Origin of the sequence: Pilimelia terevasa, from assembly GCF_014647915.1 — a bacterium.
In the GTDB taxonomy this organism is placed as follows: domain Bacteria; phylum Actinomycetota; class Actinomycetes; order Mycobacteriales; family Micromonosporaceae; genus Pilimelia; species Pilimelia terevasa.
This window is the reverse complement of record NZ_BMQC01000002.1, coordinates 338477-363369: the sequence shown is the minus strand read 5'-3', so window position 1 is coordinate 363369 and position 24893 is coordinate 338477. Positions and strand designations below refer to the sequence as shown.

Here is a 24893-nt window from a genome sequence, read left to right as displayed (position 1 = left end):
AGCGGCGGCGGGCTCAGGCCGCGGCGCGGTCGGCGGCGGGGACCAGCAGGGCGGCCAGCGGGGTGACGATGGCCGCGATCCGGTCGGCGATCCCGGCGAAGACGTCGTCGGCCAGGCCGTAGGGGTCGTCGAGGTCGTCGCCCGGCTGCGGCGGGGCGTCGGCGCGCAGGGCGTGCACGGCCGCCACCAGCGCGACCCCGCGCAGGTACACCAGCTTGGCGTCCGGCCCCGACACCGGCAGCAGCGAGGTGTCCACGCGCGGCAGGAGGCGGCCCAGCTCGCCCAGGACGAAGGTGCGGTCGGCGGCGTCGGGGCGCAGCGCGCGGACCTGCCCGGCCTGCGCGCCGGTCGCGGTGAGGACGAGGTCGGAGGCGTCGAGCTGGTCGCCGCGCAGCCGGCGCGCGGCGAACCCCGCCGGGTCGGCGCCGCGGTCGCGGAGCTGGCGGGCGGCCGGCTCGTTCATCGCCTGGCCGACGTGCCAGCCGTCGGTACCGGCGCCGTGGCTGTGCACCAGGTCGGCCGCGCTGACCGGCCACCCGGCGGCGGCGACCCGGCGGCGCAGGGAGTGCGCCAGCAGCCGCTCGGCCATCGGGGAGCGGCAGATGTTGCCCATGCAGACGTGCAGGACGACGAAGGGCGGCATCACTGCTCCCCGACGTCGGCCAGCTCGGGGACGACCTCGCGGAGCTCGGCCAGCGGGACCGCCCCGGCGCGCAGGACGCGCGGGACGTCGCCGGTGCAGTCCACGATCGTGCTCGCCAGCGCCGGCTCCGCCGCGGCCGGCCCCGCCTCCAGGTAGACGCGCACGCGCGCGCCGAGCTGCTCGTGGGCCTCCTCGGCGGTGTTGGCCGCGGGCGCGCCGGTGCGGTTGGCCGAGGAGACGGCCATCGGGCCGGTGCGCTGGAGCAGCTCCAGGGCCACCGGGTGCATCGGCATCCGCACGGCCACGGTCTGGTCGGTCTCGCCCAGGTCCCACTTCAGCGACGGGGCGTGGGTCACCACCAGCGTCAGCGCGCCGGGCCAGAACGCGTCGACCAGGTCGCGGGCGGCGACGGGGAGGCTGTAGACGAGCCCGTCGAGGGTCTGCCGGGTGCCGACGAGCACCGGCGGCGGCATCTGCCGGTCCCGGCCCTTGGCCGCGAGCAGGCGGGTCACCGCGTCGGCGGAGAACGCGTCCACGCCGACGCCGTACACCGTGTCGGTGGGCAGGACCACGAGCTCGCCGGTGCGGACGGCCTCCACCGCGGCGGCGATGGCCCGGTCCCGCTCGGCGGCGGTCCGGCAGTCGTAGAACGTCACCCCTCCACCTTTCCACGCTCCGTGTCCCCGGCCTCCGCGGGGCGCCCCCACCCTCCCACGTCGGCGGCCGCCCCACCATCGCCGCGCCACCCGGTCGTGTACCGCGGCCGGCCGGCCAGGTCCTCGTGCCCGGCGACGTCGGCGAACGCCGGCCGCAGCAGCGCGGCCACGGCGGCGGCGTGGGTGTCGTCGTGCTCGACGGCCAGCCCCCCGCCGGGCCGCAGGACCGCCGCGGCCAGCGCCACCAGGGGGCGGATCACGTCGAGCCCGTCGGCACCGCCGAACACCGCGGCGGCCGGGTCGCGCCGGACGTCCGCCGGCACGGCGACCGCCGCCGGCACGTACGGCGGGTTGGCCAGCAGCAGGTCCACCGGCGCCGGCAGAGCGGCGGCGAGCCCCGGGTCGGCCACGTCGCCGGCGACGACGGTCACCGGCCGGTCCCCCGCGGCGGCCCGCGCGGCGGCGTTGCGGCGCAGCCAGTCCAGCGCGGCGGGTTCCCGCTCGACGGCGTACACCCGGGCCCGCGGCAGCTCGTGGGCGACCGCCAGCGCGATCGCGCCGGAGCCGGCGCAGCAGTCCACGACCACCGGGGCGGCGACGTCCCGCAGCGCGGCGAGCCCCCAGTCGACCAGCAGCTCCGTCTCCGGCCGTGGGACGAAGACGCCCGGCCCGACGGACAGTTCCAGGTACCGGAACGCGGCCCGCCCCGTGAGGTGCTGCAACGGCGCCCCGCCCGCGCGGGCGGCGGCCAGCGCCCGGATCCGGTCCGCGGCCGAACCGGTCACGGAGTCCACCGACAACAGTCGCCCACGGGCCACCCGCAGCACGTAAGCTGCCAGTAGCTCGGCGTCCACTCTGGGCGATGGCAGCGCGGCGGCCGCGAGGACCCGCACCGCTTGTGCGATCACCACGCTGAGTGGTTCTGTACTTTCAGTGGGCTGTTCAGTGAAGCCGGGCACGCCATAATCATGCCTGTCGGGTGTCGGCCCCGGGCCGGGGTGGTACGTCGGCACCCGCCAGGCCGTACGCGACCCGGCCGTGCCCACGCTCACCAGCGGACAGCCGGACGGCGTGGCTAAGGAGGCGGAGTGGGCTGGCTCGACCGGGTGGCGGACCAGGTCGACGCGCTCACCCGGGCGCGTCAGCTCCAGGTCGACGGGCGCTCGGCGGACGCCTGCCTCGTCGTCGACCGGGTCCTGGCCGGTACCCACGACCCGCATGCGCGCGCCGACGCGCTCGTCCAGCGCCTGGGCATCCTGCACAACCTCGGCCGGACCGCCGCCTACCGCGAGGCCACCGAGGCCGCGCTGGCCGCCGCCGAGCAGATCGACGACCCGTACCTGCACGGCCACCTGCACGCGCTGGCGTCGCTGACGGTGCAGCCGTCCGGCCTGTTCGAGCGGGCCGTCACCCACCTGGTGCACGGCGCGCGCTTCCTGAACCGGATGACCGACGCCGACGGCGACGCCGCCGCCGCGTGGCACGACCTGGCGGCGGCGTACTCCCACCACGGCTTCCACCGGCACGCCCTCAGCGCGCTGGCCAAGGCCCGGGAGGTCGGCGAGGCCGCCGGGATGCCCCCGGAGACGCTGGCGGCGCCGGCCATCCGGCTGCGCGGCGCGCTGGCCCTGGACCACCGCGGCGACACCGACGGCTGCGTGCGCATCCTGTCCGACCTGGCCGTCGAGCTGGGCGTGCTGCGCCACCGCGGCGGGGTGGCCCGGCTGCGGCCGACGGGCCGCACGGGGTACGGCTACGCGCTGGCCCGGCTGGCCGCGCTGGGCGGGCCGCCGGCGCCCGACGCCGGTGCGCTGCTCGCCTCGGGGGGCACCAGCCCGATGGCGCGGGAGATCCGCCAGCTCGGCGAGGTCTGCCTCGCCGTCAACTCCGGCTTCCCGATCGAGGCGCTGACCCGGCTGGACGGCCTGTCCCCGCAGACCTCGCTGGGCGGGCCCGAGCCGCTGCGGCTGCGCAGCCTGGCCTGCCAGCGCGCGGGCGACCACGCCGGGGCGCACGAGGCCGACCGCGCCGCGTTCCGCATGGTCGCCGCGCAGATCGCCGCGCAGCAGGAGGGGTACGTCGAGGGGCTGGCGGCGCGGCTGGCGCACGAGGAGCTGCGGCACACGGTGGCCCGGTACGCCGACGAGGCCCTCACCGACCCGCTGACCGGCCTGCCGAACCGCCGGCACCTGGAGCGGTACGTGGCCTCGACCATGGCCCGCGGCGCGCAGCCGGTGATCGGCGTGTGCGACCTGGACGGCTTCAAGGCCGTCAACACGGTGCACGGCCACCTGGCCGGGGACCTGGTCCTGCAACGCATCGCCGGGGTGCTGGCCCGGGTGATGCGGGCCGGGGACTTCGTGGCGCGGTACGGCGGCGACGAGTTCGTGGTCATGCTGCCGGCCGGCGGCACCGCCGACACGGTCGCGCTGCACCGGCGGATCGTCGCCGCGGTGGCGGCCGAGGACTGGGAGGCGCTGGTGCCCGGTACGCCGGTCGGGGTGACCGTGGGCTGGGCGGAGGTCACCGCCACCGACCCGGACGCGCTGCCGGCGGCGATCATCGCCGCGTTCGAGACGGCCGACCGGGCGATGCTGCACGCCAAGCGCCAGCCCCGCCCCCGTGCGCCGGTGCGGACCCTGCACCGCGGCGCCCTGCCGCTGAGCCGCGCCGCGGGCGACAGCTAGCCGGGCCGGCCGGCCGGTCCGGCGGCCGGGTCACCGGCGGCTGAGGGTGTCCTCGCCGGCCAGGCGCGCCGCGCGGTCCGCCTCGGCCAGGGCGTCCAGGACGCTGTCGAGGTCGCCGTCGAGCGCCAGGTCCAGGTTGTACGCCGTGTAGCCGATCCGGTGGTCGGTGATCCGGTTCTGCGGGTAGTTGTAGGTGCGGATCCGCTCCGAGCGGTCCACGGTGCGCACCTGCGCGCGGCGCACGTCCGAGGCCGCCGCGTCGGCCTGCTCCTGGGCGACCGCCAGCAGCCGGGCGCGCAGGATCCGCATGGCCTGCTCGCGGTTCTGCAACTGGCTCTTCTCGTTCTGGCAGGACACCACGACGCCGGTCGGCAGGTGGGTGATCCGCACCGCCGAGTCGGTGGTGTTGACGGACTGGCCGCCGGGGCCGGAGGAGCGGAAGACGTCGATGCGCAGCTCGTTCGGGTCGACGGTGATGTCGACCTCCTCGGCCTCGGGCAGCACGAGCACCCCGGCGGCGGAGGTGTGGATGCGGCCCTGCGACTCGGTCGCCGGCACCCGCTGCACCCGGTGCACGCCGCCCTCCCACTTCAGCCGCGACCAGACGCCGTTGCCGCCCTCAGGCACGCCCTTGGTCTTCACCGCGAGCTGGACGTCCTTGACGCCGCCGAGGTCGGAGCTCTGGCTGTCGATGATCTCGGTGAGCCAGCCGCGGCGCTCGGCGTACCGGGTGTACATGCGCAGCAGGTCCCCGGCGAACAGCGCCGACTCCTCGCCGCCCTCGCCCGCCTTGACCTCGATGATCACGTCCTTGGCGTCGTCGGGGTCGCGCGGGATCAGCAGCTCGGCGAGCCGCCCCTCCCGGCCGGGTACCTGCGCGGCCAGCGCCTCGACCTCCGCCCCGAACGCCGGGTCCTCGTCGGCCAGCTCGCGCGCGGCCGTCAGGTCGGCCCGCAGGTTGGCCAGCTCGGCCGCCGCCTTGTGGATCGGCGCCAGCGCGGCGAAGCGGCGGCCCACCCGGCGCGCGTTGGCCTGGTCGGCGTGCAGCGCCGGGTCGGCGAGCTGCCCCTCCAGGTCGGCGTACTCGGCCAGCAGGGTCTCCAGCCGTTGGGTGCCGCTCATGGCTACCTCCGCACCGCTGTGGGGGGCGGGACGGCCGCCGGCCGGCCCGGGATAGACGTCGGCGCCCGCCGGCCGGCGGTCGGAACCGTCGGGGGGCGGGCGCCGGGACGCGCTACTTGGCCTTCTTGGCCTGGATCTTGGCGTACTTCTGCTGGAACTTCGCCACGCGGCCCGCGGTGTCGAGCACCCGCTGCTTGCCCGTGTAGAACGGGTGGCAGGCGCTGCACGTCTCGACGTGGATCGCCCCGCTCGGCGCGGTGCTGCCGGTCGTGAAGGCGGCGCCGCAGGAGCAGGTGACCTGCGTCGCCTGGTACTGGGGGTGGATTCCCTTGCGCATCTCGGCGCTTCCTCTCGTCGTGGTCGCCGGGTCGCCCGCCGGTCCCCGCGTGTCGCGGGGCGCGGCGCCTCCCCTGCCGGGGCAGGGAAGCGGCGTGAACCGGTACCGGGTCGGCCTCCCAGTCTGCCATGACCGGCCACCGGGCCGGCCGTGGGGGCCACCGCGTCCAACCACCGGCACCGCCCCCTGATTCCCGCGCGGGCGGGCGCCGGTTTCGGACCCGCCGGCCCGTCTGCCCGGTCCGCCGCGGTAGCCTCGGCGTCCGCGCTCCCGCCGCGCTAGGAGGACACCGATGGCCCTGGCACGGGACACGTTCTGCTCGTACTGCGGGCACTCCTACGGCCCGGTGGACGGCTACCCGCGCACCTGCGCGCGGTGCGGCACGGCCGTGTGGGCCAACCCGCTGCCCGTCGCCGTCGTCCTGCTCCCCGTCCGGCAGCACGACCGGACCGGCCTGCTCGTCGTCCGCCGGGCGGTACCGCCGGGGCTGGGCCTGCTCGGCCTGGTCGGCGGCTTCGTCGAGGAGCACGAGAGCTGGCAGGCGGGGGCGGCGCGGGAGGTCCGCGAGGAGGCCGACGTCGTGGTGGACCCGGACCGGCTCGCGCCGTTCTGGTTCGCCTCCTCGCGGCCGGTACCGCACCGGGTGATGCTGTTCTCCGTCGCGCCCGCGGTCGACGCGACCGACCTGCCGCCGTACGTCGGCGACGCCGAGACCAGCGAGCGCGGCGCGGTCTTCGGGCCGGACGGGCTGGCCGACGTCTTCGCGTTCCAGGTCCAGACCGAGGCCGCCGGGCGCTACTTCGCCGGCGAGCAGATCAGCGGGCCGCACGGGTACTCGGTCCTGTAGCCCCGCGGCACAAGTCCGCCGCGGCGCGCGGCCTCACCGGCAGCTTCGCGGCTCGTAGTTCGCCCGCTCCGCGCGCGGGTGGCCGCCGCGTGTCTCCTACGGCCCCGGCTCGCGCGCGTCGCCCGCGTACGTGGGCCGGCGGCGCACGGGCGGGGCGATCCGCGCCGACAGGGCGGGTGCGCCCTCGGCCGCCGGCACCCCCGGCCGCGCCGCCGGAGCGGTCCCGGCCCGCCGCGACGCGGGCGCGGACGTCTCCGCGGGCGCGGCGGCCGGTGCCGCCGCCGGCTCCGCGCCGCCCGCCGGCCGGTGGGCCGGGCAGCCGGGCGGGGGCGTGCCGTACCGCCCCAGGTGCCGCGCCTCCTCGTCGAGGTAGAAGTTGGGCCGCTGGTCGGCCTCGTCGTAGTACCGGTGGAAGACGCCGGTCAGGCCGCCGGACATCGGGGGGACGATCCAGGTCCAGTCGGCGGGCGTCGGCCGGCCCACCCGCTCCTCGTTGGCCAGGTGTCGCAGGAAGCGGTCGGACTCGGTGTGGTGGTCGGCGATCCGCACCCCGGCCGACTCGAACGACCACAGCACCGCGCGGTTCAGCTCCACCAGGGCCCGGTCCCGCCACAGCGTCGACTCGCGGGTGGTGTCCAGGTCCAGCCGGCGGGCCACCTCCGGCAGCAGGTTGTACCGGTCGGCGTCGGCGAGGTTGCGGGCGCCGATCTCGGTGCCCATGTACCACCCGCTGAACGGCGCCAGCGGGTAGTGCACCCCGCCGACGGTCAGCCGCATGTTGGCGATGGCCGGCACCGCGTGCCAGCGCAGCTCCAGCTCCGCGAACCAGTCGTACTCCGGGTGCCGGATCGGCACCTCCAGCACCGCGTCGGCCGGCAGCCGGTACAGCCGCACCCCCTCGGCGGGCGTCTCGATCGCCAGCGGCAGCACCTCGTACGGCGCGCCGGTGGACTGCCACCCGTACGCGCGCATCCGCGCCGTGAACTCCACGTACCGGGGGTCGCCGACGACCCCGCCGGCCGAGTCGTGGCCGGCGTACCGGATCAACTGCTCGTTGTGCACCCGCGCATACGGCCGCCCCGGCACCGCGGGGGCGAAGATGGAGATCACCGGCCGGATGTGGCCGGGGCGGGTGGCCTCGCCGATCCGGCCGTCGCCGATCGGCCGGTGCCCGCCGGCGATGCGCAGGTGGGTCACCAGCAGCGAGAAGATGTCGTCGGCGGTGTGCGCGCGGCGCCGGTCCAGGACGACGAGGCTGCGCCAGTACAGCCGCCCGATGCAGCGGCTGGCGTTGCGCCAGGCCAGCTTCGCCCCGTACGCCAGTTCGTCGGGCGTGTGGGTGTACGTGCCGGTCGCGGCGAGCTGCGCCGCCACCACGGCCAGCCGCGGGCCGACCGGCCCGAACTTCGGATTCTCCGCGTAGCACCGGCGGAGGAAGTCCGCGGCCTCGCCCGGGTCGACGTCCGCCGTCGTGTCCCACGGCCGCGGCGGGGTGTCACGGTAGCCGGGAACCCTCATGTCCGCCTCCTGCTAAGACTGTGTGCGACCAAAATCTGACACACAGCAACCCGCCCGGCCAGGTCACAAAGAGGATTAATAGCGACTTACCAAAAATGAACGGCTCTACGAGGCCGGGCGACGGACCGCGTGTGCGATCCGTCGCCCGATTTATCGACCATGCTGGATCACCGGGCACGGTACGCCCGGCGGCCCGTCACTCGCCCGGCGTGGTCTTGGCGATCTGCATGAGGAACTCCACGTTGGTCTTGTTCTGCCGCAGCTTGTCCAGCAGCAGCTCCAGCGCCGCCTGCGAGTCCAGCGACGTCAGGACCTTGCGGAGCTTGTGGATGATCGCCAGCTCGTCGGAGGCGAGCAGGATCTCCTCCTTGCGGGTACCCGACGGGTGGATGTCGATCGCCGGGAAGATCCGCTTGTCCGCGATCTTGCGGTCGAGCTTCAGCTCGGCGTTGCCCGTGCCCTTGAACTCCTCGAAGATGACCGTGTCCATCGCCGAGCCGGTCTCCACCAGCGCGGTCGCCAGGATGGTCAGCGAGCCGCCGTTCTCGATGTTGCGGGCGGCGCCGAGGAAGCGCTTGGGCGGGTACAGCGCGGTGGAGTCGATACCACCGGACAGGATCCGCCCGCTGGCCGGCGCGGCCAGGTTGTACGCCCGCCCCAGCCGGGTGATCGAGTCCAGCAGCACCACGACGTCGTGACCCAGCTCGACCAGGCGCTTGGCCCGCTCGATGGCCAGCTCCGCGACCGTCGTGTGGTCCGCCGGCGGGCGGTCGAAGGTGGAGGCGATGACCTCACCCTTGACCGACCGCTGCATGTCGGTGACCTCTTCGGGCCGCTCGTCCACCAGCACCACCATCAGGTGGCACTCGGGGTTGTTCGTGGTGATGGCGTTGGAGATCGCCTGGAGCACCATGGTCTTGCCGGCCTTCGGCGGCGAGACGATCAGTGCCCGCTGCCCCTTGCCGATCGGCATGGTCAGGTCGATGACCCGGGTCGTCAGGACGCCCGGCTCGGTCTCCAGCCGCAGCCGCTCCTGCGGGTACAGCGGCGTGAGCTTGTAGAACTCCGGCCGCCGCCGCGCCTCCTCCGGCTCCATCCCGTTGATGGTGTCGAGCCGGACCAGCGGGTTGTACTTGTCCCGCCGGTTGCCGGCCTCGCCGGTGTCCCGGGTGGCCCGCACGGCGCCGGTGACCGCGTCGCCGCGGCGCAGGCCGTGCTTCTTGACCTGGGACATCGCGACGTAGACGTCGTTCTGCCCGGCCAGGTAGCCGGTGGTGCGGACGAACGCGTAGTTGTCCAGCACGTCGATGATGCCGGCGACGGGGACGAGGACGTCCTCGTCGCTGACCTGCGGCTCGCTGCCGCTGCCGCTGCCGCCCTCGACGCGGTCGCGGCCCCGGCCGCGGCGCTCCCGGAACCGGCTGCGCCGGTTGCGGCGGCCGCCGGCCTCGTCGTCGTCGTCGGGCCGCTCACCGCGGTCCCGGGAACGGTCGTTGCGGTCGCGCTCGGCGCGCTCGCCGCGGTCCCGGTCGTTGCGGTCCCGGTCGTTGCGGTCGCGGTCACTGCGGTCCCGGTCGTTGCGGTCCCGGTCGCCGCGCTCGGCCCGCTCGGGCCGGTCCGTGCGCTCGCTGCGCTCGGGCCGGTCCGTGCGCTCGGGCCGCTCGCCGCGCTCGGACCGGTCGCGCTCGCCCCGCTCCCCGCGCTCGCGGGTGCGGCGGCCGCTCTCGACCTCCGCGTGCTCGCCGTCGCGGGTCTCCGCGCCGCGCCGACGGCGCCCGCCCTCGCGGACCGGCGCGTCGCCGGCCGGCTCGGCGGTGGGCGCCGGGTCGACCGCGGTGACCTCGGCCCGGACGGCCTCCCGGCTGACGGGCGCCGCCGCGGGCACCTCGGCCCGCTGGCGCGGCGCGCCGCCGTTCTGGCGCTCGGAGATGGCGGCGATCAGCTCGCTCTTGCGCATCCGGGCAGTGCCGGAGATGCCGAGCGACGTGGCCATGCTCTGCAACTCGGGCAGGAGCATGGCGGACAGGCCGGTGCCGGATCGCCGCCGCCGCGTGGTGCCGGCGGCCTCGCCCGCAGCCTGGGTGACATCCGACGTGACGTCGGTGGTGTCGCTCAATGGATTCCTTCCCTCGGTAGGCCGGGCAACCCCCGCTGACTCAGCGTCCGCGCTTTGATGGGGTGACCTCGGTAGACCCCGCTTCGCGACGGACGCGGTCACGGGGGTGGGGCACAGTCGCGCGGGTACCCGCTCTCCCCGACAGAGAGGGAGGAAAGGGAGCCCGCGTGCTGACGTACCGTGCCGCTTCGCCTCCAGCGGCCGGAACAGACATCCCGTCAACGGCCAGATCGAGAAACTCGGGCCGGGGACGAGCACTGCAGGTCAACGATCCGCCAGGACAGGTGGAACTTGCTCTGCCTGACGAGGTGACGGGTTGGCCGTCGAGATCGGGCCAGGTGCCCTTCGCACGGGTCAACCCACTGAAGATCGCCAACTGCGCGAACTGTGCTTGCCGGGAAGCGTAGTAAAACTCCGCCGGCTACGGCAAGCTACCTGCGGCGATAAGCCGCGCGGCGTGTCCCAGCATACCCCGCCGCGACGCCCCGGACACCGTGGGCCACAACTTTCTCCGTGACCGGTCGTTGCCCCGCCCGGCCCGGACACACCCCCGGCGGCGGCGCGCCGGCTGTCCGGGTCAGCCGGCCGGCCGCACCGCGGCCCCGCCCGCCACCGCGCACTCCACCCGCTTCCAGCCCGCGCCCGGCTCCGCCTCGGACGGGACCGGCGAGAGCGCGAGCACCGTCGGCCCGGCGCCGCTGACCACCGCCGCCACCCCGTGCCCGCGCAGCCGCGCGACCAGCGCCGCGGTCGCGGGCATGGCGGCCGCCCGGTACGGCTGGTGGAGCCGGTCCTCGGTGGCGGGGAAAACCAGCTCCGGCCGCTCGGTGAGCGCGTGCACGAGCAGGGCGGCCCGGCCGACGGCGAACGCGGCGTCCCGGTGCGGCACGGACCCGGGCAGCGCCGCCCGGGCCTGGCACGTCAGCCCGTGGTCCGTGGGGACGTACAGCACCGGCTCCAGGTCGGGGTGCGGCGTGAGCCGGACCGCCCGCGCCCCCTCGCGTGCGGTCCACGCGACGGTCAGCCCGCCGAGCAGGCACGCCGCCACGTTGTCGGGGTGGCCCTCGATCTCGCCCGCCAGCCGCAGCACCGCCGCGTCCGGCCAGTGCGCCGGGCCGTCGGCCACCAGCGCCCGCGCCAGCAGCAGCCCGGCGACGATCGCCGCCGAGGACGAGCCCATCCCCCGGGCCTGCGGAATGCTGTTGCGGCAGTGCACCGCCACCCCGGCCGGGCGCACCCCGAGGGCGTCGAAGCCGGCGTACATCGACCGGACCACCAGGTGTGACGCGTCGGCGGGCAGCAGGCCGGCCCCCTCGCCCTCCACGGTGACCCGGACGTCGCCGGCGACCCGCGCGGTCACCTCGTCGTGGAGGTCGAGCGCCAGGCCGCACGCGTCGAAGCCGGGCCCGAGGTTCGCGCTGCTCGCGGGCGCGCGGACGGTCACGGCGTGGGGCAGCGGGTCCGGCATGGGCTCAGGCTAACCCCCGGGCGATCATGCCGCGGACGGGAGCGATCATGCCGCGGACGGGAGCGGTCACGCCGCGGACGGCTGCGGGGCGGGCGCCGGGAGGCGGCGCGTGCCCAGCCGCCAGAGCACCGCGTACACCAGCGTCACCGTGCCGCAGCCGGCGATCAGCACGGCTGGCGTGACCACGTCCAGCAGCGCCCCGACGACCGTCTGGCTGACCGAGATCGCCAGCGTGGCGAGCATCATGTCCGTGGCGATCACCCGGCCGCGCAGCCCGTCGGGCACCTCGAACTGGAGCGCGAAGTTGGAGGTCACCCAATTCGCGCCGCCGGCCAGGTGCGCCACGAACACCAGCGCCAGCACGAGCGGGAACCAGGCGGCGGCGGCGACCCCGAGGTAGGCCAGGCCGTACGTGGCCATCGACAGCCCCAGCACCGGCAGCAGCCACCGGCGGTGGGTCAGCACGGGCCGCATCAGCAGCGGACCGATCAGCGCGCCCGCGCCCCGGACGGCGAACAGCAGGCCGGTCCCCCACCCGCCGGTGCCGAACGACAGGGCGAGCAGCGGGAACGCCGCCAGTACCCCGTTGCCCAGGCCGACGGCCGACTTCACGGTGACCAGCGCCCGGACCCGCGGGCGGGCACCGATGTACCGCAGCGACTCGCGCACCGCCGCGAACGTCCGCGCCGGCACCGCGCCGGGCTCGCGCGGTGCCTGCAGCGGCCGGCGGATCCCCCACAGCAGCACCGCGGCCAGCACCAGGCAGACGAGCGCGATGGCGAAGCTGTAGTACGGCCCGACGGTGCTCGCCAGGATGCCGCCCAGCGACGCCCCGACGACGGCCATCGTCCCCCAGGCGGACCCGGCGACCGTGTTGGCCAGCGGCAGGTCGGCCGGGTCGACGACGTTGGGCAGCGCCGCCCCGGCGGCCGGCGAGTAGAACGCCTTGCCGACCGCGACGACGGCGATCGCCGGCAGCGCGAACCAGGCCGTGGCCGGCGTCCGCACGGTCAGCAGCGCCGCCACCCCGACGACGGCGGCGATGTTCGCGGCCCGCATGATGGTCCGCCGGTCGTACCGGTCGGCGAAGGTCCCGCCCACCGGCAGCAGCAGCGCCCCCGCGCCGGTCGACGTGGCGAGCACCAGCGCCCCGAGCAGGCCGCCGCCGGTCAGCCGGGGCAGCAGGACCAGCAGCGGCACCAGGACGAACCAGTCCGCCCCGAACAGCACCAGTTCGGCGGCGAACAGCCGCCGGAAGTCCCGGTTGCGGCGCAGCAGGGCCAGCGGCGAGGGCGCCGCGGGGGAAAGTGGCGAGGACACCTGACGCACCTTACCCGCGGCCGCGGGTTCAGCCTATGGGGTGACCGGCGCGCAGCAGTTGCGTGACGGTGACGAACCGGAAGCCCCGCGCCCGCACACCCGCGATGAACTGCGGCAGGCCCCGCAGCGCCACCAGCCGGTCGGCCGGGCCGACGTCGTGGGCCAGCAGCACGGCGCCCGGCTCGACCCGCGCGGCCAGGTCGCGGGCGTGGCCGGCGGGGTCGCCCGGGTACTGGGACTCCAGCATCTGGAGGCTCCACAGCACGACCTGGTAGTCGAAGCGGCTCGCCGCCAGCAGGGTCGCCCCGCCGAGGTGCCCGTACGGCGGCCGGAACAGCCGCGGCTGCTGTCCGGTGACCTCGGCGATGGCCGCGTGCGCCCGGGCCAGGTCGGTGTGGACGGCGTCGGCGTCGAGGGTGGCCAGGTCCGCGTGCCGCCAGGAGTGGCTGCCGACCTCGTGCCGGCCCATCCGCCCGCGGACCACCGCCGCGTGCCGGCGCACCCGCTCGCCGACGAAGAAGAAGGTCGCCGGGACGTCGTGGGCGGCGAGGGTGTCCAGCGTGAACGTCGTCCAGTCCGGGCGCGGGCCGTCGTCGAAGGTCAGCGCCACCAGCCTGTCCGGGGTCCGCACCGACCACATCACGTCCAGGCGCCCCTGGCCGGGGTGCCGGCCGCGGTCGGCGACCGTCGCCGAGGCCGGCCCGCCCAGGATCGGCAGCCGCCGCTCCAGCAGTCCCGCGCCGCTGGCCGCGCCGACCGCGCCGAGGCCGACGCCGCAGCCGAGCAGCCCCGCACCGCGCAGCAGCGCGCGCCGGTCCACGCCGCGCGGCATCGTGTGCCGCCGCGGCGGCACACCACCTGACCCGTCCATCGGTCCCTCCACGGTGGATATCGACCGAGGGTGATGTTAACCGGCCGACCGGTCGGCCGTAGGTGCCTATCGGATATCCGACTCAGCCCAGGTCCAGGCGCCCGGCCACCGCGGCGGCGTCGTTGCGGACCCGGACCGGCGGCGGCGCCGAGTCCAGCGCGGCCTGCGGATCCTTGAGGCCGTTGCCGGTCACCGTGCAGACCACCCGGGCGCCCGCCGGCAGCCGGCCGTCGGCGGCGGTCCGCAGCAGGCCGGCGACGCTCGCCGCGCTGCCGAGTTCGACGAACGCGCCGACCTCCCGGGCGACGAGCGCGTACGCCGCGCGGATCTCGTCGTCGGTCACCGCGTCGATCAGGCCGCCGGACTCGTCCCGGGCGGCCACCGCCAGCCCCCAGCTCGCCGGGTTGCCGATGCGGATGGCCGTGGCGACGGTCTCCGGGTCGCGGACGACCTCGCCGCGCACGATCGGCGCCGCGCCCGCGGCCTGGAAGCCGTACATCCGCGGGCGGGTGGCCGCGTTGCCGGCGGCGTGCTCCTCGCGGTAGCCCATCCAGTACGCGCTGATGTTGCCCGCGTTGCCGACCGGGACGCAGTGCACGTCCGGGGCGTCGCCGAGCGCCGCGACGATCTCGAACGCCGCGGTCTTCTGCCCGTGCAGCCGGTCCGGGTTCACGGAGTTGACCAGCGTCACCGGGTAGTCGGCGGCGAGCTTGGCCGCCAGCGTCAGGCAGTCGTCGAAGTTGCCGTCGACCTCCACCAGCCGGGCGCCGTGCACCAGCGCCTGCGCCAGCTTGCCCATGGCGATCTTGCCGTGCGGCACCAGGACGGCGCAGGTGATGCCCGCGCGGGCCGCGTAGGCCGCCGCCGAGGCGCTCGTGTTGCCGGTCGACGCGCAGATCACCGCGCGCGCGCCCGCGCCGACGGCCTTGGCCACGGCCAGCGTCATCCCGCGGTCCTTGAAGGAGCCGGTCGGGTTGGCGCCCTCGACCTTGAGGAACACCTCCGCGCCCGTGCGCGCCGACAGGACCGGCGCCGGCAGCAGCGGGGTGTTCCCCTCCAGCAGGGTGACCACCGGGGTGCCGGCGTCCAGCGGCAGGCGGTCCCGGTACTCCTCGATCAGGCCGCGCCAGGCGCTCACAGCGCCTCCACCCGTAGCACGCTGACCACCGAGCGGACGATCGGCAGGGCCCGCAGGGCGTCCGTCGTCGCCGACAGGGCCGCGTCCGGCGCCCGGTGCGTGACGATGACCAGCGAGGCGTCGTCGCCGCGGCCGGCCTGCTTGACGGTGGCGATGGACACCTCGTGCGCGGCGAAGACGGAGGCGACCGTGGCCAGGACGCCCGGCCGGTCGGCGACGTCGAGCCGCACGTGGTACCGGGTCAGCGTCTCGCCGATCGGCCGGACCGACAGGTCGGCGTACGCGGACTCGCTCGGCGCCCGCACGCCGGCCCGCCGGTTCCGGCACACCGCCACCAGGTCGCCGAGCACGGCGCTGGCCGTCGGCGCGCCGCCCGCCCCCTGGCCGTACAGCATCAGCTCGCCGGCCGCGGCCGCCTCCACGAACACCGCGTTGAACGCCCCGCCCACCCCGGCCAGCGGGTGGCTGCGCGGGATCATCGCCGGGTACACCCGCACCGACACCGCGTCCTCGACCCGCTCGGCCAGGCACAGCAGCTTGATCGTGCAGCCCAGCTCGGCGGCGCTGGCCACGTCCGCGGCGGTCACCTCGGTGATGCCCTCCCGGTGGACGTCGGCCGCGGTGACCCGGGTGTGGAAGGCCAGCGACGCCAGGATCGCCGCCTTCGCCGCGGCGTCGAAGCCCTCGACGTCCGCCGTCGGGTCGGCCTCGGCGTAGCCCAGCTCGGTGGCCCGCTCCAGCGCCTCCGCGAAGCCGGCGCCGGTGGAGTCCATCGCGGACAGGACGTAGTTGGTGGTGCCGTTGACGATGCCGGTCACCCGGGTGATCGTGTCGCCGTGCAGCGACTCGCGCAGCGGGCGCAGCAGCGGGATCGCCCCGGCCACCGCCGCCTCGTAGTACAGGTCGGCGTCCCCCGCGGCCGCCGCCTCGTGCAGCGCGGCGCCGTCCTCGGCCAGCAGCGCCTTGTTCGCCGTCACCACGCTCTTGCCCGCCCGCAGCGCCGCGGTCAGCCAGCCGCGCACCGGGTCGATGCCGCCGATGACCTCGACCACCACATCGACGTCCGGGCGCGCGACCAGCGCCGCCGGGTCGGTCGTGAACAGCGCCGGGTCGACCGGCAGGCCGCCGCGGTCCCGGCCGGTGCGGCGCACGGCGATCCCGGCCAGCGAGACCGGCACCCCGATCCGGGCCGTCAGGTCGCCGGCCTGGTCGTGCAGGAGGCGGACCACCTCCGCGCCCACCGTCCCGCAGCCCAGCAGGGCCACCCGCAGTGGCCGGTCCCCCGTGGACGCACTCACCCGACGTCCAGCCGCAGCAGGTCGTCCTCGGTCTCGCGGCGCACGATCACCCGGGCCTCGTCCCCCTCGACGGCCACGACCGCGGCGCGCGGCACGTGGTTGTAGTTGCTGGCCATGCTGCGGCCGTACGCGCCCGTGCCCGGGACGGCCACCAGGTCGCCGGGCCGCACGTCCGAGGGCAGAAACTCGTCGGAGACGACGATGTCGCCGCTCTCGCAGTGCTTGCCGACGATCCGGGCCAGCAGCGGCCCGGCGGCCGAGCGGCGCGAGGCCAGCGTCGCCGAGTACGTGGCGCCGTACAGCGCGGTGCGGATGTTGTCGCTCATCCCGCCGTCCACCGACACGTACGTGCGGATGCCGTCGACGTCCTTGACCGTCCCCACCTCGTACAGCGTGAGCATCGCCGGCCCGATCAGCGCCCGGCCCGGCTCGATCGACAGCCGCGGCTCGGGCAGCGCGCGGGCCCGGCACTCGTCGGCGACGATGGCGCGCATCCGGTCGGCCAGCTCCTTCGGCGAGGCCGGGTCGTCCTGGCTGGTGTAGGCGATGCCGAAGCCGCCGCCCAGGTCCAGCTCCGGCAGGTCGACGCCGCGGGCGTCGCGGACCTGCGCCGCCAGGCCCAGGATCCGCCGCGCCGCCACCTCGAAGCCGGCCGTGTCGAAGATCTGCGACCCGATGTGCGAGTGCAGGCCGACCAGGTCCAGCACCCCGTCGTCGATGATCCGCAGGGCCGCGGCGAGCGCCGCCCCGCCGGACAGCGACAGGCCGAACTTCTGGTCCTCGTGCGCGGTGGCGATGAACTCGTGCGTGTGCGCCTCGACCCCGCAGGTCGTGCGGACCAGCACCCGCGGCCGGACGCCGCGCTCGCGGGCCAGCGCCGTCAGCCGGTCGATCTCGTCGAACGAGTCCACCACGATCCGCCCGACGCCCACGTCCAGCGCGCGACCCAGCTCGGCGACGGACTTGTTGTTGCCGTGCAGGCCCAGCCGCTCGGGCGGGAAGTCGGCCGCGAGCGCGACGGCCAGCTCGCCGCCGGTGCACACGTCCAGGTGCAGGCCGCACTCGGCGACCCAGCGGACGACCGCCTTGGACAGGAACGCCTTGCCGGCGTAGAAGACGTCGGCACCGGCGAACGCCGTGACGAAGTCCCGGCAGCGGGCCTTGAAGTCGGCCACGTCTAGCACGAACAGCGGGGTGCCGAACTGCGCGGCCAGCGCCCCCACCCGGTGGCCGGCCACCGCCAGCTCGCCGTCGTCCTCGCGGGCCACCGACCGGGACCACAGCGCCGGCAGCAGCGCGTTGACGTCCGCGGGCGCCCGCAGCCACTCCGGGCCGCGGTGGCCCATGTCCTGGTGCAGCGCCCCCGCCTCGTGCGCGCGGCCGCTCACCTGCTGGCTCCGTCCATCGCGATGCCCACCTTCTCGTCCGCTCTCCGCCGCGCTGCGCAGCCTATCGGCCGGTGCCCGGGTCGGGCCGCCACGCGCCCGTCACATCCGCTCGGGCGCCGAGACGCCCAGCAGGTCCAGGCCGTTGGCGAGCACCGTCCGGGTCGCCTCGATCAGCCACAGCCGCGCCCGGTGCAGGTCCGTGGGGGCCTCGTCGCCGCGCGGGAGGATGCGGCACTCGTCGGTGGACTGGAACCGGTGGTACTCGCCGGCCAACTCCTCCAGGTACCGGGCCACCCGGTGCGGCTCGCGCAGCTCGCCGGCCGTCGCCACGACGGCCGGGAACTCGCCGATGCTCTTGAGCAGGACGTTCTCCCGCTCGTGCGCGAGCAGGCCGGGGCGGAAGTCGGTGCCGCGGTACAGGCCCAGCTCGCCCGCGTTGCGCAGCACCGAGCAGATCCGGGCGTGCGCGTACCGGACGTAGTGCACCGGGTTGTCGTTGGCCGCCCGGGTGATCGCCTCGATGTCCAGCGTGAGCGGGGAGTCGGTGGAGGACCGGGCTAGCGAGTAGCGGGCGGCGTCCACGCCCACCGCCTCGACGATCTCGTCCAGGGTGATCAGCGTGCCGGCCCGCTTGGACAGCCGGACCGGCTCGCCGCCGCGCAGCAGGCTCACGAGCTGCCCGATGAGGATCTCGATGTGCGCCTGCGGGTCGTCCCCGGCGCAGGCGGCGATCGCGCGCAGCCGGCCGATGTACCCGTGGTGGTCGGCGCCGAGCAGGTAGATGCAGCGGTCGTACCCGCGCCCGCGCTTGCTGAGGTAGTAGGCGGCGTCGGCGGCGAAGTACGTCTTCTCGCCGTTGGACCGGACCAGCACCCGGTCCTTGTCGTCGCCGAAGTCGGTGGTCCGCAGCCACACGGCCCCGTCGGCGTCGTACACGTGCCCCTGGGCCCGCAGGGTCTCCAGCGCCTGCTCCACGGCGCCGCCCGCGTGCAGCGTGCGCTCGGAGAACCAGACGTCGAAGTGCACCCCGAACCGCTCCAGGCTGGCCCGCATCTCGGCGAGCATCACCGCGTACCCCTCGTCGCGGAACACCGCCAGCGCCTCCGCGGCCGGGCGCTCCAGCAGCCCGGGGTGCGCGGCGGCCACGGTCGCGGCGACGTCGGCGACGTACGCCCCGCCGTAGCCGTCGGCCGGGGTCGGGGCGCCGGTGGCCGCGGCGTACAGCGACTCGCCGAACCGCTCCACCTGGAGGCCGGCGTCGTTGGTGTAGTGCTCGCTGTCCACCCGGGCGCCGGCCGCGGTGAGGATCCGGCGCAGCGCGTCGCCGACGGCCGCCCAGCGGGTGTGCCCGAGGTGTACGGGGCCGGTGGGGTTGGCGGAGACGAACTCCAGGTTGATCCGCTCGCCGGCCAGCCGGTCGCTGCGCCCGTACGCCGTGCCCGCCTCGACGACCACCCGGGCCAGCTCGCCGGCCGCCGCGGCGTCGAGCCGGATGTTCAGGAAGCCCGGCCCGGCGATCTCCACCGACTTGACGCCCGGCTCCTGGCCGAGGCGCTCGGCCAGCGCGGCCGCCAGCTCCCGCGGCGGCACCCCGGTCCTCTTCGCCAACTGCAGGGCGAGCGTGGACGCGTAGTCGCCGTGCTCGGGGTTGCGGGGGCGCTCGACCGTCGTGGTCGCCGGCAGCGCCGCGGGGTCTAGGCCGCGCGCCAGGAAGACGTCGCGGACGGCGGCGAGGACGGTCGCGGAGAGCTGGGCGGGAGTCACCCACGTATGCTACCGAGCCCCGCCGGCGGGCTTCCGCCACCGGCGCGCGGAAGCGGCCGGGCTCCCAGGTGACCGGGGTAGTATCGCTGGTCGGCGGCCCGCAGCGGCCGTCGCGGCGGCAGGCAGGCGCGCGGCAGGCAGGCGCCCCGCCGGCCCGCCCGTCCGACCGCCCAGCGCCGCCCACGGCCGGCCCCCGACCGATGACGAGGCACCATGAGCATCAGCAGCACAGGCGACGGCCAGCGCGACCCGTCCGTCGTCCGCACCGGCGGCGCCAAGGCGGGCGCCGGGCGGCCCGGCGGCAAGGCCGGTGCCGGGCGGCCGGGAGGCGGCCGGTCGGGCAGGGGGCCGAAGAAACCGATCAAACCGGTCAAGATCGGCAGCGACCGCAACTGGGGCCCGATCGCCCTGTTCTCGGCCGTCGGCCTGCTCGCCGCCGGCATCGTCGGGTTCGGCGTCTTCGCGGCGGTGCGGGACAAGGCGCCCGAGGCCGCGGACATCAAGGGCCTGAGCAACTACCGGGAGAGCCAGCCGAAACTGGTACAGAGCGGCGACCACCGGATCGGCCCGATCAAGTACGACATCATCCCGCCGGTCGCCGGCCCGCACAACGCGCGCTGGCAGAACTGCGTCGGCGAGGTCTTCGACGCGCCGATCTCCAACGAGCACGTCGTGCACAGCCTGGAGCACGGGGCCGTGTGGATCACCTACCGGCCGAACCTGCCCAGGGACCAGGTCGACCAGCTCGCCGGCAAGGTGCGCAACCGGGACCGGATGATCCTGTCGCCGTACCCGAACCTCGACGCGCCGATCTCGCTCCAGGCCTGGGGCTACCAGCTCAAGGTGGACTCGGCCGGCGACGGGCGGATCAACGACTTCATCAAGGCCTTCCGCAAGACGGCCGCGGTGGAGAACGTGCCCTGCTCCGAGGGCGTCACCACGACCGGGACGGTACCGGTCGACCTGCCCGCGGGCGCGCCCGCCGGATGACGGCCGACCCCGCGGACACCAGCCGCCGGGCCGGGTGGGGCGGCTGGCGCGGTACGCCCGCGCTCGCGCTGATGCTCGTCCTCGGCCTGCTCGTGGGCGCCGCGGGCGGCTGGCTGGCGCCCCGGCTCGCCCTCCCCGGGGAGAACTCGGCGGAGGCCGGCTTCGCCCGCGACATGGACAACCACCACGCCCAGGCGATCGAGATGGCGCTGATCGCGTTCCGCGAGACCCGGGACGCCGAGGTCCGGTCGCACGCGGTCGACATGGCGATGGCGCAGCTCACCGAGGTCGGGACGATGCAGACGTGGCTGCGCCAGTGGGGGCTGTCGCCGACGTCGACCGACGCGCCGATGTCCTGGCTGCCGGCGGCCGAGCGGCACCTCACCGGCGACGGCCAGATGCCGGGGATGGCGAGCAGGCAGGAACTCGCCCGGCTGCGCGCCGCCCAGGGCCGCGACCTGGACGTCCTGTTCCTCCAGCTCATGATCCGCCACCACCTGGGCGGCATCCACATGATCGACGGGGTGCTGGCGCGGACCTCGAACGCGGAGGTCCGCAAGGCCGCCGGCACCATGCGCACGGTCCAGGACGCCGAGGTCGGCAACCTCACCCGGGTGCTGACCCGCCTCGGCGGCGCCCCGCTGCCCGCGAGCTGACCGCCCGGGCGTCGCCCCGCGCCGGCCGGTGCGGGGGGGCACTCAGATCAGGCGGCGGTCGGCCGCCCACCGGGTCAGCTCGTGCCGGTTGGAGACCTGGAGTTTGCGCAGCACGCTGGACACGTGCGTCTCGACCGTCTTGACCGAGATGTACAACTCCCGGGCGATCTCCTTGTAGGCGTACCCGCGGGCCAGCAGGCGCAGCACCTCGCGTTCGCGGTTGGTGAGCCGGTCCAGCTCCGGGTCGGTCGTCGTGGCCGGGTCGGGGTTGCCGGCGAACGCGTCGAGGACGAACCCGGCCAGCCGCGGGCTGAACACGGCGTCGCCGTCGGCGACCCGGCCGATCGCCTCGACCAGTTCGTCGCCGGAGATCGACTTCGTGACGTACCCGCGGGCGCCGGCCCGGATCACCCCGATCACGTCCTCGGCGGCGTCCGACACCGACAGCGCGAGGAAGCGCACCGCCGGCAGCCCGGCGTGCAGCGCCTGGAGGACCGCCCGGCCGCCGCCGTCGGGCAGGTGCACGTCCAGCAGGACCACGTCCGGCGCGAGCTGCCCGATCCGGGCGACCGCCTCGGCCACGGTCCCGGCCTGCCCGACGACCTCGACGCGGCCGGCCAGCTCGGCGCAGACGCCGGCCCGGAACATCGCATGGTCGTCGACCAGGAACACCCGCAGCAGGCCCGCGGGTCGCGTCGTCGTCACGGCCCCTCCCCTTCGTCCGCCCGCCCGGCCGGCTGCCCGGTCCGCCCGCGGGTCCGCTCGTCGGTCCGCGCGCCAGGCCGCTCGTCGGTCTGCTTGCCGGACCGCTCGCCGGGCCTCGGGTCAGGCCGCTCGTCGGACCGCGCCTCTGGCTGCTCGTCGGACCGCGCCTCGGGCCGGCCGGGCCGGCGCGGTAGGTGGAGGCGGACCTCCGTGCCCTCGCCCGGCGCGGTGCGGATCTGCGCGGTACCGCCGTGCCGGCGCATCCGGCCGACGATCGAACCCTGCACGCCGTGCCGGTCCGCCGGCACCGCCGCCGGGTCGAACCCGGCCCCCCGGTCCCGGACGAACACGCTCACCTGGTCCGGCTCCACCTCCGCGTACAGCGACACGGTGGGCACCCCGGCGTGCCGGGCCGCGTTGACCAGCGCCTCCCGGGCCGCGGCCACCAGCGCGCCGACCTGCTCGTCGACGGCGGCGTCGCCGACCACCACCGGCTCCACGGCAATACCGTACGTGTCCTCCACCTCGGCGGCCAGCGCCTCCACCGCCGCCGCGAACCGCTCCCCCGGCGCGCCGGCCGGCCGGTACAGCCAGCCGCGCAGCGTCCGCTCCTGGCCCCTGGCCAGCCGGCGGACCGTCGCCGGGTCGTCGGCGTTGCGCAGGATCAGCGCGAGCGTGTGCAGCACCTGGTCGTGGACGACGGCCGCGAACTCCGCGCGCTCCTGCTCCCGGATCCGGGCGGCCTGCTCGGTACGCAACTCGGCGAAGACCCGCCACAGCACCGGCGCGGCCACGAGCGCCACCCCGGCCACGCCGACGAGGGCGAACACCACCCCGCCGAGCACGGTCAGCACGTCGAAGCGCCCGACCGGCGCGTACACCGCCACCACGCCGATCAGCCCGGCGGCGACCAGCACCGCCCCGCCGACGAACCGCAGCACGACGAGCCGGCGGTCGGCGTCCTGCACCACGACGCCCAGCCACGGCATCCCCGGGACGGTCTCCCGCCAGCGCCGCCGCTGCTCCCGGTCGGACTGGTGCCAGATGACCCCGGCGCCGCCCGCCACGCCCGCGACCAGGACGGCCACGACGAAGTTCAGCCCCGGTGAGTCGGTGGCGAGCTGCGCGCCGACGACCAGCGCCCCGATCACCAGGAAGGGGACGAGCCGCAGCAGCGACGGCGGGTCCCCGACCGCGCCGTCGTCGGCCCGCTGCGGCAGGACGGCCCAGAACGCGGCGTACAGGATCAGGCCCACGCCGCCGAAGACCAGCAGCACCGCGAAGGCCGCCCGGACCGCCGTCCGCGACAGCCCCAGGTGCGCGGCGATCCCGTCGGCCACCCCCGCGACCAGCCGCCCCTGCCGCCGCCGGACCAGCGGAGCCGGCGCTTCCCACACGGTGTCGATGACGCCCCCTCCCCGCGGTCGCCGGTGTCGTCCACCGATCGTCGCACGCGCGGCGGCGCGCGCCCTCCGGGACGACCCTGACCTCCCCGGCCGCCGGACCTCAGGGTTTACTCAGGGTCGGTACCGGAGGTGCGCGGGGCCGCCGGCCGCGAGGATCGTGGTCATGGATGAGAACCCGGCCGACCGGCCCAGCCCGCCCCCACCGCCCGGCACACCGCGGACCGCCCCGCCGCCGGCCGACGACTCGCCGGCGCCGCCCGACGGGTCGCAGGTACCGCCCGACGGGTCGCAGATGCCGCCCGACGGGTCGCAGGTACCGCCCGAGGGGTCGCAGGTGCCGCCGCCCGGCGCGGCGTACGGCGGGCCGACCCGGCCGGGGCCGCTGTTCCGGCACGGACTCGTCCGGCCGGTCCAGGGCCGGTACCTGGCCGGGGTGTGCGCGGGGATCGCCCGGACCACCCGGACGGACCCGGTGCTCTGGCGGGTCCTGCTGGCGGTCCTCGGACTGTTCGGCGTCGGCATCGCCGTGTACCTCGTCCTGTGGCTCGTCTCGCCCGCCGAGGGCGACACCGGCTCGCCGGTCGACGCCCTGATCGACCGCGGCGAGTCCAGTACCCCCGCGGGCGTGACCGTGGCGGTGGCCGTCGGCGCCTTCATCGCCGTCGGCGTCACCATGGGCAACGGCGGCGGCGCCCTCGTCCTCGGCGTCGCCGTGGTCCTGGGCATCGCCCTGCTGGCCAACCGCGGCACCGGCCGGACCGGGCTGAGTCGCCTCGGCTTCGCCCCCGGTACGGCGCCGTCCTTCTTCGGCCCCGTCCGCGCGGCCGCCGCCGCGCCGGCCCCGGCCGGTCCGGTGTGGAGCGCGGCACCCCCCGCCTACGCGCCGCCCGCCCCCGCGGCGGGGTACCCGTCGCCGCCGGCCCCGCCGTACGGACCGCCGTTCGCGCCGCACGGCCCCTGGGGTGGCCCCCCGGCGCCGCCGGCCCCCGCGCCGCCCGCCCCGCCGAAGCCGCGCCGCGAGCGGTCCGCACTCGGGCTGATCACCTTCTCGCTCATGCTGCTGGCCCTCGCGGGCGTCGGCGTCGCCGACCTGACCGGCGCCGGCCGGATCACCGGCGGCACCTACGTGGCCACCGCGCTCGGCGTGGTCGGACTCGGCCTGCTCGTCGGTACCTGGTTCGGGCGGGCCCGGTTGCTCATCCCGCTCGGCCTGCTCCTGAGCGTCGCCCTCGGCGGCATCGCGGGCGCCAGCCACGTCGAGCCGGAGCCGGTCACGTGGACGCCGCAGAGCGTCGCCACCCTGTCCCCCCGCTACGAACACCGCTTCGGCGACGCGACCCTGGACCTGCGTCAGATCAACTTTGCCGGCCGCCAGACCCCCGTCGAGGCGACCGTCAAGTTCGGGGTGATGCGCATCCTGGTACCCACGACGGTGATCCTGCGCACGACGAGCCAGGTCCAGGCCGGCCGGATCTCGATCCTGGGCGACGTCCAGCAGGGCGACTGGGACTCGGCGCCCGCCGACCAGACGTACCCGGCCACGACGGGTCCGGGTACCGGCACCCTGCACCTGACGCTCACCGCCCGCGCCGGCAACCTGGAGGTAGTCCGATGAGGTCCCACCGCACCGACGCCCTGTCCCTGGTCTTCGCACTCTTCTTCCTGGCCGGCGCCGCCTGGTGGACGCTCGGGCGCCAGCTCGACGTGCGGCTGCCGGCGGCGGGCTGGTTCGTCGCGGGCGGCGTGGCCCTGTTCGGACTGCTCGGGCTGATGGCGGCACTGCGTCGCGGGCGGGAGACCGCCGCGGTACCGGTCGCCGGGACACGGACCGACGCACGCGTCGAGACCGACGACGAACGGGCCGAGGAGCAGGCCGGGGCGGAGTGAGCGGCGGCGGAGGTCCGCGACGGCCTCCGCGACGCGGCGGGCGGGTGCCGGTTCGAGTGGATCGGCGCCGCTTTGC

Annotated in this window: 22 protein-coding genes; 6 read left to right on the top strand and 16 right to left on the bottom strand. The window is 75.9% G+C overall.

The window, feature by feature from the left end:
- Nucleotides 1-13 precede the first annotated feature (13 nt).
- The 3 genes from IEY75_RS04610 to prmC are packed head-to-tail and all read right to left on the bottom strand — an operon-like array spanning nucleotide 14 to nucleotide 2207.
- A complete protein-coding gene (locus IEY75_RS04610) occupies nucleotides 14-643 on the bottom strand; it encodes an arsenate reductase/protein-tyrosine-phosphatase family protein (RefSeq protein ID WP_189112911.1) in 630 nt (209 codons plus the stop codon).
- On the bottom strand, nucleotides 643-1299 hold the full coding sequence (locus IEY75_RS04605; RefSeq protein WP_189112910.1) for an L-threonylcarbamoyladenylate synthase: 657 nt from the start codon (nucleotides 1297-1299) through the stop codon (nucleotides 643-645). Before IEY75_RS04605 ends, IEY75_RS04610 begins: the two co-directional genes overlap by 1 nt.
- Nucleotides 1296-2207, bottom strand: coding sequence for a peptide chain release factor N(5)-glutamine methyltransferase (gene prmC / locus IEY75_RS04600; RefSeq protein WP_189113038.1), 912 nt, complete (start codon nucleotides 2205-2207; stop codon nucleotides 1296-1298). The genes IEY75_RS04605 and prmC overlap by 4 nt, the downstream gene beginning before the upstream one ends.
- Before the next feature lie 180 nt (nucleotides 2208-2387).
- Here prmC and IEY75_RS04595 point away from each other — a divergent pair, with 180 nt between their 5' ends.
- Nucleotides 2388-3986 carry a GGDEF domain-containing protein gene (locus tag IEY75_RS04595; RefSeq protein ID WP_189112909.1) on the top strand — a complete coding sequence of 533 codons (1599 nt, stop codon included), beginning with the start codon at nucleotides 2388-2390 and terminating at the stop codon, nucleotides 3984-3986.
- 30 nt (nucleotides 3987-4016) lie between these two features.
- Here IEY75_RS04595 and prfA read toward each other — a convergent pair whose 3' ends face one another.
- A complete protein-coding gene (gene prfA / locus IEY75_RS04590; protein ID WP_189112908.1) occupies nucleotides 4017-5108 on the bottom strand; it encodes a peptide chain release factor 1 in 1092 nt (363 codons plus the stop codon).
- A gap of 112 nt (nucleotides 5109-5220) precedes the next feature.
- Nucleotides 5221-5445: a 50S ribosomal protein L31 gene (gene rpmE, locus IEY75_RS04585; protein ID WP_189112907.1), complete on the bottom strand. Its 225-nt coding sequence runs from the start codon at nucleotides 5443-5445 to the stop codon at nucleotides 5221-5223.
- A 292-nt stretch (nucleotides 5446-5737) separates the two neighbouring features.
- Between rpmE and IEY75_RS04580 the strand changes: the two genes are divergently transcribed.
- Nucleotides 5738-6292 carry an NUDIX domain-containing protein gene (locus tag IEY75_RS04580; RefSeq protein ID WP_189112906.1) on the top strand — a complete coding sequence of 185 codons (555 nt, stop codon included), beginning with the start codon at nucleotides 5738-5740 and terminating at the stop codon, nucleotides 6290-6292.
- A gap of 96 nt (nucleotides 6293-6388) precedes the next feature.
- Here IEY75_RS04580 and IEY75_RS04575 read toward each other — a convergent pair whose 3' ends face one another.
- The 9 genes from IEY75_RS04575 to argS all read right to left on the bottom strand — a co-directional run bounded on the left by IEY75_RS04575 (nucleotide 6389) and on the right by argS (nucleotide 19173).
- The gene (locus tag IEY75_RS04575) at nucleotides 6389-7810 is read right to left on the bottom strand and encodes a nitric oxide synthase oxygenase (protein ID WP_229789346.1); all 1422 of its coding nucleotides are present in this window, start codon (nucleotides 7808-7810) and stop codon (nucleotides 6389-6391) included.
- Nucleotides 7811-8006: 196 nt separating this feature from the next.
- Entirely contained in the window at nucleotides 8007-9926 is a 1920-nt protein-coding gene (gene rho / locus IEY75_RS04570; RefSeq protein ID WP_189112905.1) for a transcription termination factor Rho, read from the bottom strand.
- A gap of 577 nt (nucleotides 9927-10503) precedes the next feature.
- On the bottom strand, nucleotides 10504-11394 hold the full coding sequence (thrB, locus tag IEY75_RS04565) for a homoserine kinase (protein WP_189112904.1): 891 nt from the start codon (nucleotides 11392-11394) through the stop codon (nucleotides 10504-10506).
- Between the two features lie 66 nt (nucleotides 11395-11460).
- A complete protein-coding gene (locus tag IEY75_RS04560) occupies nucleotides 11461-12714 on the bottom strand; it encodes an MFS transporter (protein WP_189112903.1) in 1254 nt (417 codons plus the stop codon).
- A gap of 28 nt (nucleotides 12715-12742) precedes the next feature.
- Nucleotides 12743-13585: a polysaccharide deacetylase family protein gene (locus IEY75_RS04555; RefSeq protein WP_229789345.1), complete on the bottom strand. Its 843-nt coding sequence runs from the start codon at nucleotides 13583-13585 to the stop codon at nucleotides 12743-12745.
- 82 nt (nucleotides 13586-13667) lie between these two features.
- A complete protein-coding gene (gene thrC / locus IEY75_RS04550) occupies nucleotides 13668-14723 on the bottom strand; it encodes a threonine synthase (protein ID WP_189112902.1) in 1056 nt (351 codons plus the stop codon).
- Complete coding sequence (locus tag IEY75_RS04545; protein WP_189113036.1) at nucleotides 14720-15994, bottom strand: homoserine dehydrogenase; 1275 nt, start codon at nucleotides 15992-15994, stop codon at nucleotides 14720-14722. The genes thrC and IEY75_RS04545 overlap by 4 nt, the downstream gene beginning before the upstream one ends.
- Nucleotides 15995-16017: 23 nt before the next feature.
- Nucleotides 16018-17367, bottom strand: coding sequence for a diaminopimelate decarboxylase (gene lysA, locus IEY75_RS04540; RefSeq protein ID WP_189113035.1), 1350 nt, complete (start codon nucleotides 17365-17367; stop codon nucleotides 16018-16020).
- Nucleotides 17368-17508: 141 nt separating this feature from the next.
- The gene (gene argS / locus IEY75_RS04535; RefSeq protein WP_189112901.1) at nucleotides 17509-19173 is read right to left on the bottom strand and encodes an arginine--tRNA ligase; all 1665 of its coding nucleotides are present in this window, start codon (nucleotides 19171-19173) and stop codon (nucleotides 17509-17511) included.
- Between the two features lie 213 nt (nucleotides 19174-19386).
- On the opposite strand from argS, the gene IEY75_RS04530 reads away from it, so the two are divergent.
- Together IEY75_RS04530 and IEY75_RS04525 are read left to right on the top strand one after the other, a co-directional pair.
- Nucleotides 19387-20163, top strand: coding sequence for a thioredoxin-like domain-containing protein (locus IEY75_RS04530; protein WP_189112900.1), 777 nt, complete (start codon nucleotides 19387-19389; stop codon nucleotides 20161-20163).
- The gene (locus IEY75_RS04525; RefSeq protein WP_189112899.1) at nucleotides 20160-20819 is read left to right on the top strand and encodes a DUF305 domain-containing protein; all 660 of its coding nucleotides are present in this window, start codon (nucleotides 20160-20162) and stop codon (nucleotides 20817-20819) included. The genes IEY75_RS04530 and IEY75_RS04525 overlap by 4 nt, the downstream gene beginning before the upstream one ends.
- Before the next feature lie 42 nt (nucleotides 20820-20861).
- Here the strand turns inward: IEY75_RS04525 and IEY75_RS04520 are convergent, their stop codons facing one another.
- Complete coding sequence (locus IEY75_RS04520; protein WP_189112898.1) at nucleotides 20862-21524, bottom strand: LuxR C-terminal-related transcriptional regulator; 663 nt, start codon at nucleotides 21522-21524, stop codon at nucleotides 20862-20864.
- Nucleotides 21521-22921, bottom strand: a complete 1401-nt coding sequence (locus IEY75_RS04515; protein ID WP_189112897.1) for an ATP-binding protein — start codon at nucleotides 22919-22921, stop codon at nucleotides 21521-21523. The genes IEY75_RS04520 and IEY75_RS04515 overlap by 4 nt, the downstream gene beginning before the upstream one ends.
- A gap of 172 nt (nucleotides 22922-23093) precedes the next feature.
- Here IEY75_RS04515 and IEY75_RS21230 point away from each other — a divergent pair, with 172 nt between their 5' ends.
- Together IEY75_RS21230 and IEY75_RS04505 are read left to right on the top strand one after the other, a co-directional pair.
- Nucleotides 23094-24545, top strand: coding sequence for a PspC domain-containing protein (locus tag IEY75_RS21230; protein WP_189112896.1), 1452 nt, complete (start codon nucleotides 23094-23096; stop codon nucleotides 24543-24545).
- On the top strand, nucleotides 24542-24817 hold the full coding sequence (locus tag IEY75_RS04505; protein ID WP_189112895.1) for a hypothetical protein: 276 nt from the start codon (nucleotides 24542-24544) through the stop codon (nucleotides 24815-24817). Before IEY75_RS21230 ends, IEY75_RS04505 begins: the two co-directional genes overlap by 4 nt.
- Nucleotides 24818-24893 lie beyond the last annotated feature (76 nt).

Excerpts from the sequence above, each read along its gene's own strand:
- IEY75_RS04610 (WP_189112911.1), bottom strand. The coding sequence starts at position 643 with ATGCCGCCCTTCGTCGTCCTGCACGTCTGCATGGGCAACATCTGCCGC.
- prfA (WP_189112908.1), bottom strand. The coding sequence starts at position 5,108 with ATGAGCGGCACCCAACGGCTGGAGACCCTGCTGGCCGAGTACGCCGAC.
- rpmE (WP_189112907.1), bottom strand. The coding sequence starts at position 5,445 with ATGCGCAAGGGAATCCACCCCCAGTACCAGGCGACGCAGGTCACCTGC.
- IEY75_RS04580 (WP_189112906.1), top strand. The coding sequence starts at position 5,738 with ATGGCCCTGGCACGGGACACGTTCTGCTCGTACTGCGGGCACTCCTAC.
- IEY75_RS04575 (WP_229789346.1), bottom strand. The coding sequence starts at position 7,810 with ATGAGGGTTCCCGGCTACCGTGACACCCCGCCGCGGCCGTGGGACACG.
- thrB (WP_189112904.1), bottom strand. The coding sequence starts at position 11,394 with ATGCCGGACCCGCTGCCCCACGCCGTGACCGTCCGCGCGCCCGCGAGC.
- IEY75_RS04555 (WP_229789345.1), bottom strand. The coding sequence starts at position 13,585 with ATGGACGGGTCAGGTGGTGTGCCGCCGCGGCGGCACACGATGCCGCGC.
- lysA (WP_189113035.1), bottom strand. The coding sequence starts at position 17,367 with ATGGGCCACCGCGGCCCGGAGTGGCTGCGGGCGCCCGCGGACGTCAAC.
- IEY75_RS04530 (WP_189112900.1), top strand. The coding sequence starts at position 19,387 with ATGAGCATCAGCAGCACAGGCGACGGCCAGCGCGACCCGTCCGTCGTC.
- IEY75_RS04525 (WP_189112899.1), top strand. The coding sequence starts at position 20,160 with ATGACGGCCGACCCCGCGGACACCAGCCGCCGGGCCGGGTGGGGCGGC.
- IEY75_RS21230 (WP_189112896.1), top strand. The coding sequence starts at position 23,094 with ATGGATGAGAACCCGGCCGACCGGCCCAGCCCGCCCCCACCGCCCGGC.
- IEY75_RS04505 (WP_189112895.1), top strand. The coding sequence starts at position 24,542 with ATGAGGTCCCACCGCACCGACGCCCTGTCCCTGGTCTTCGCACTCTTC.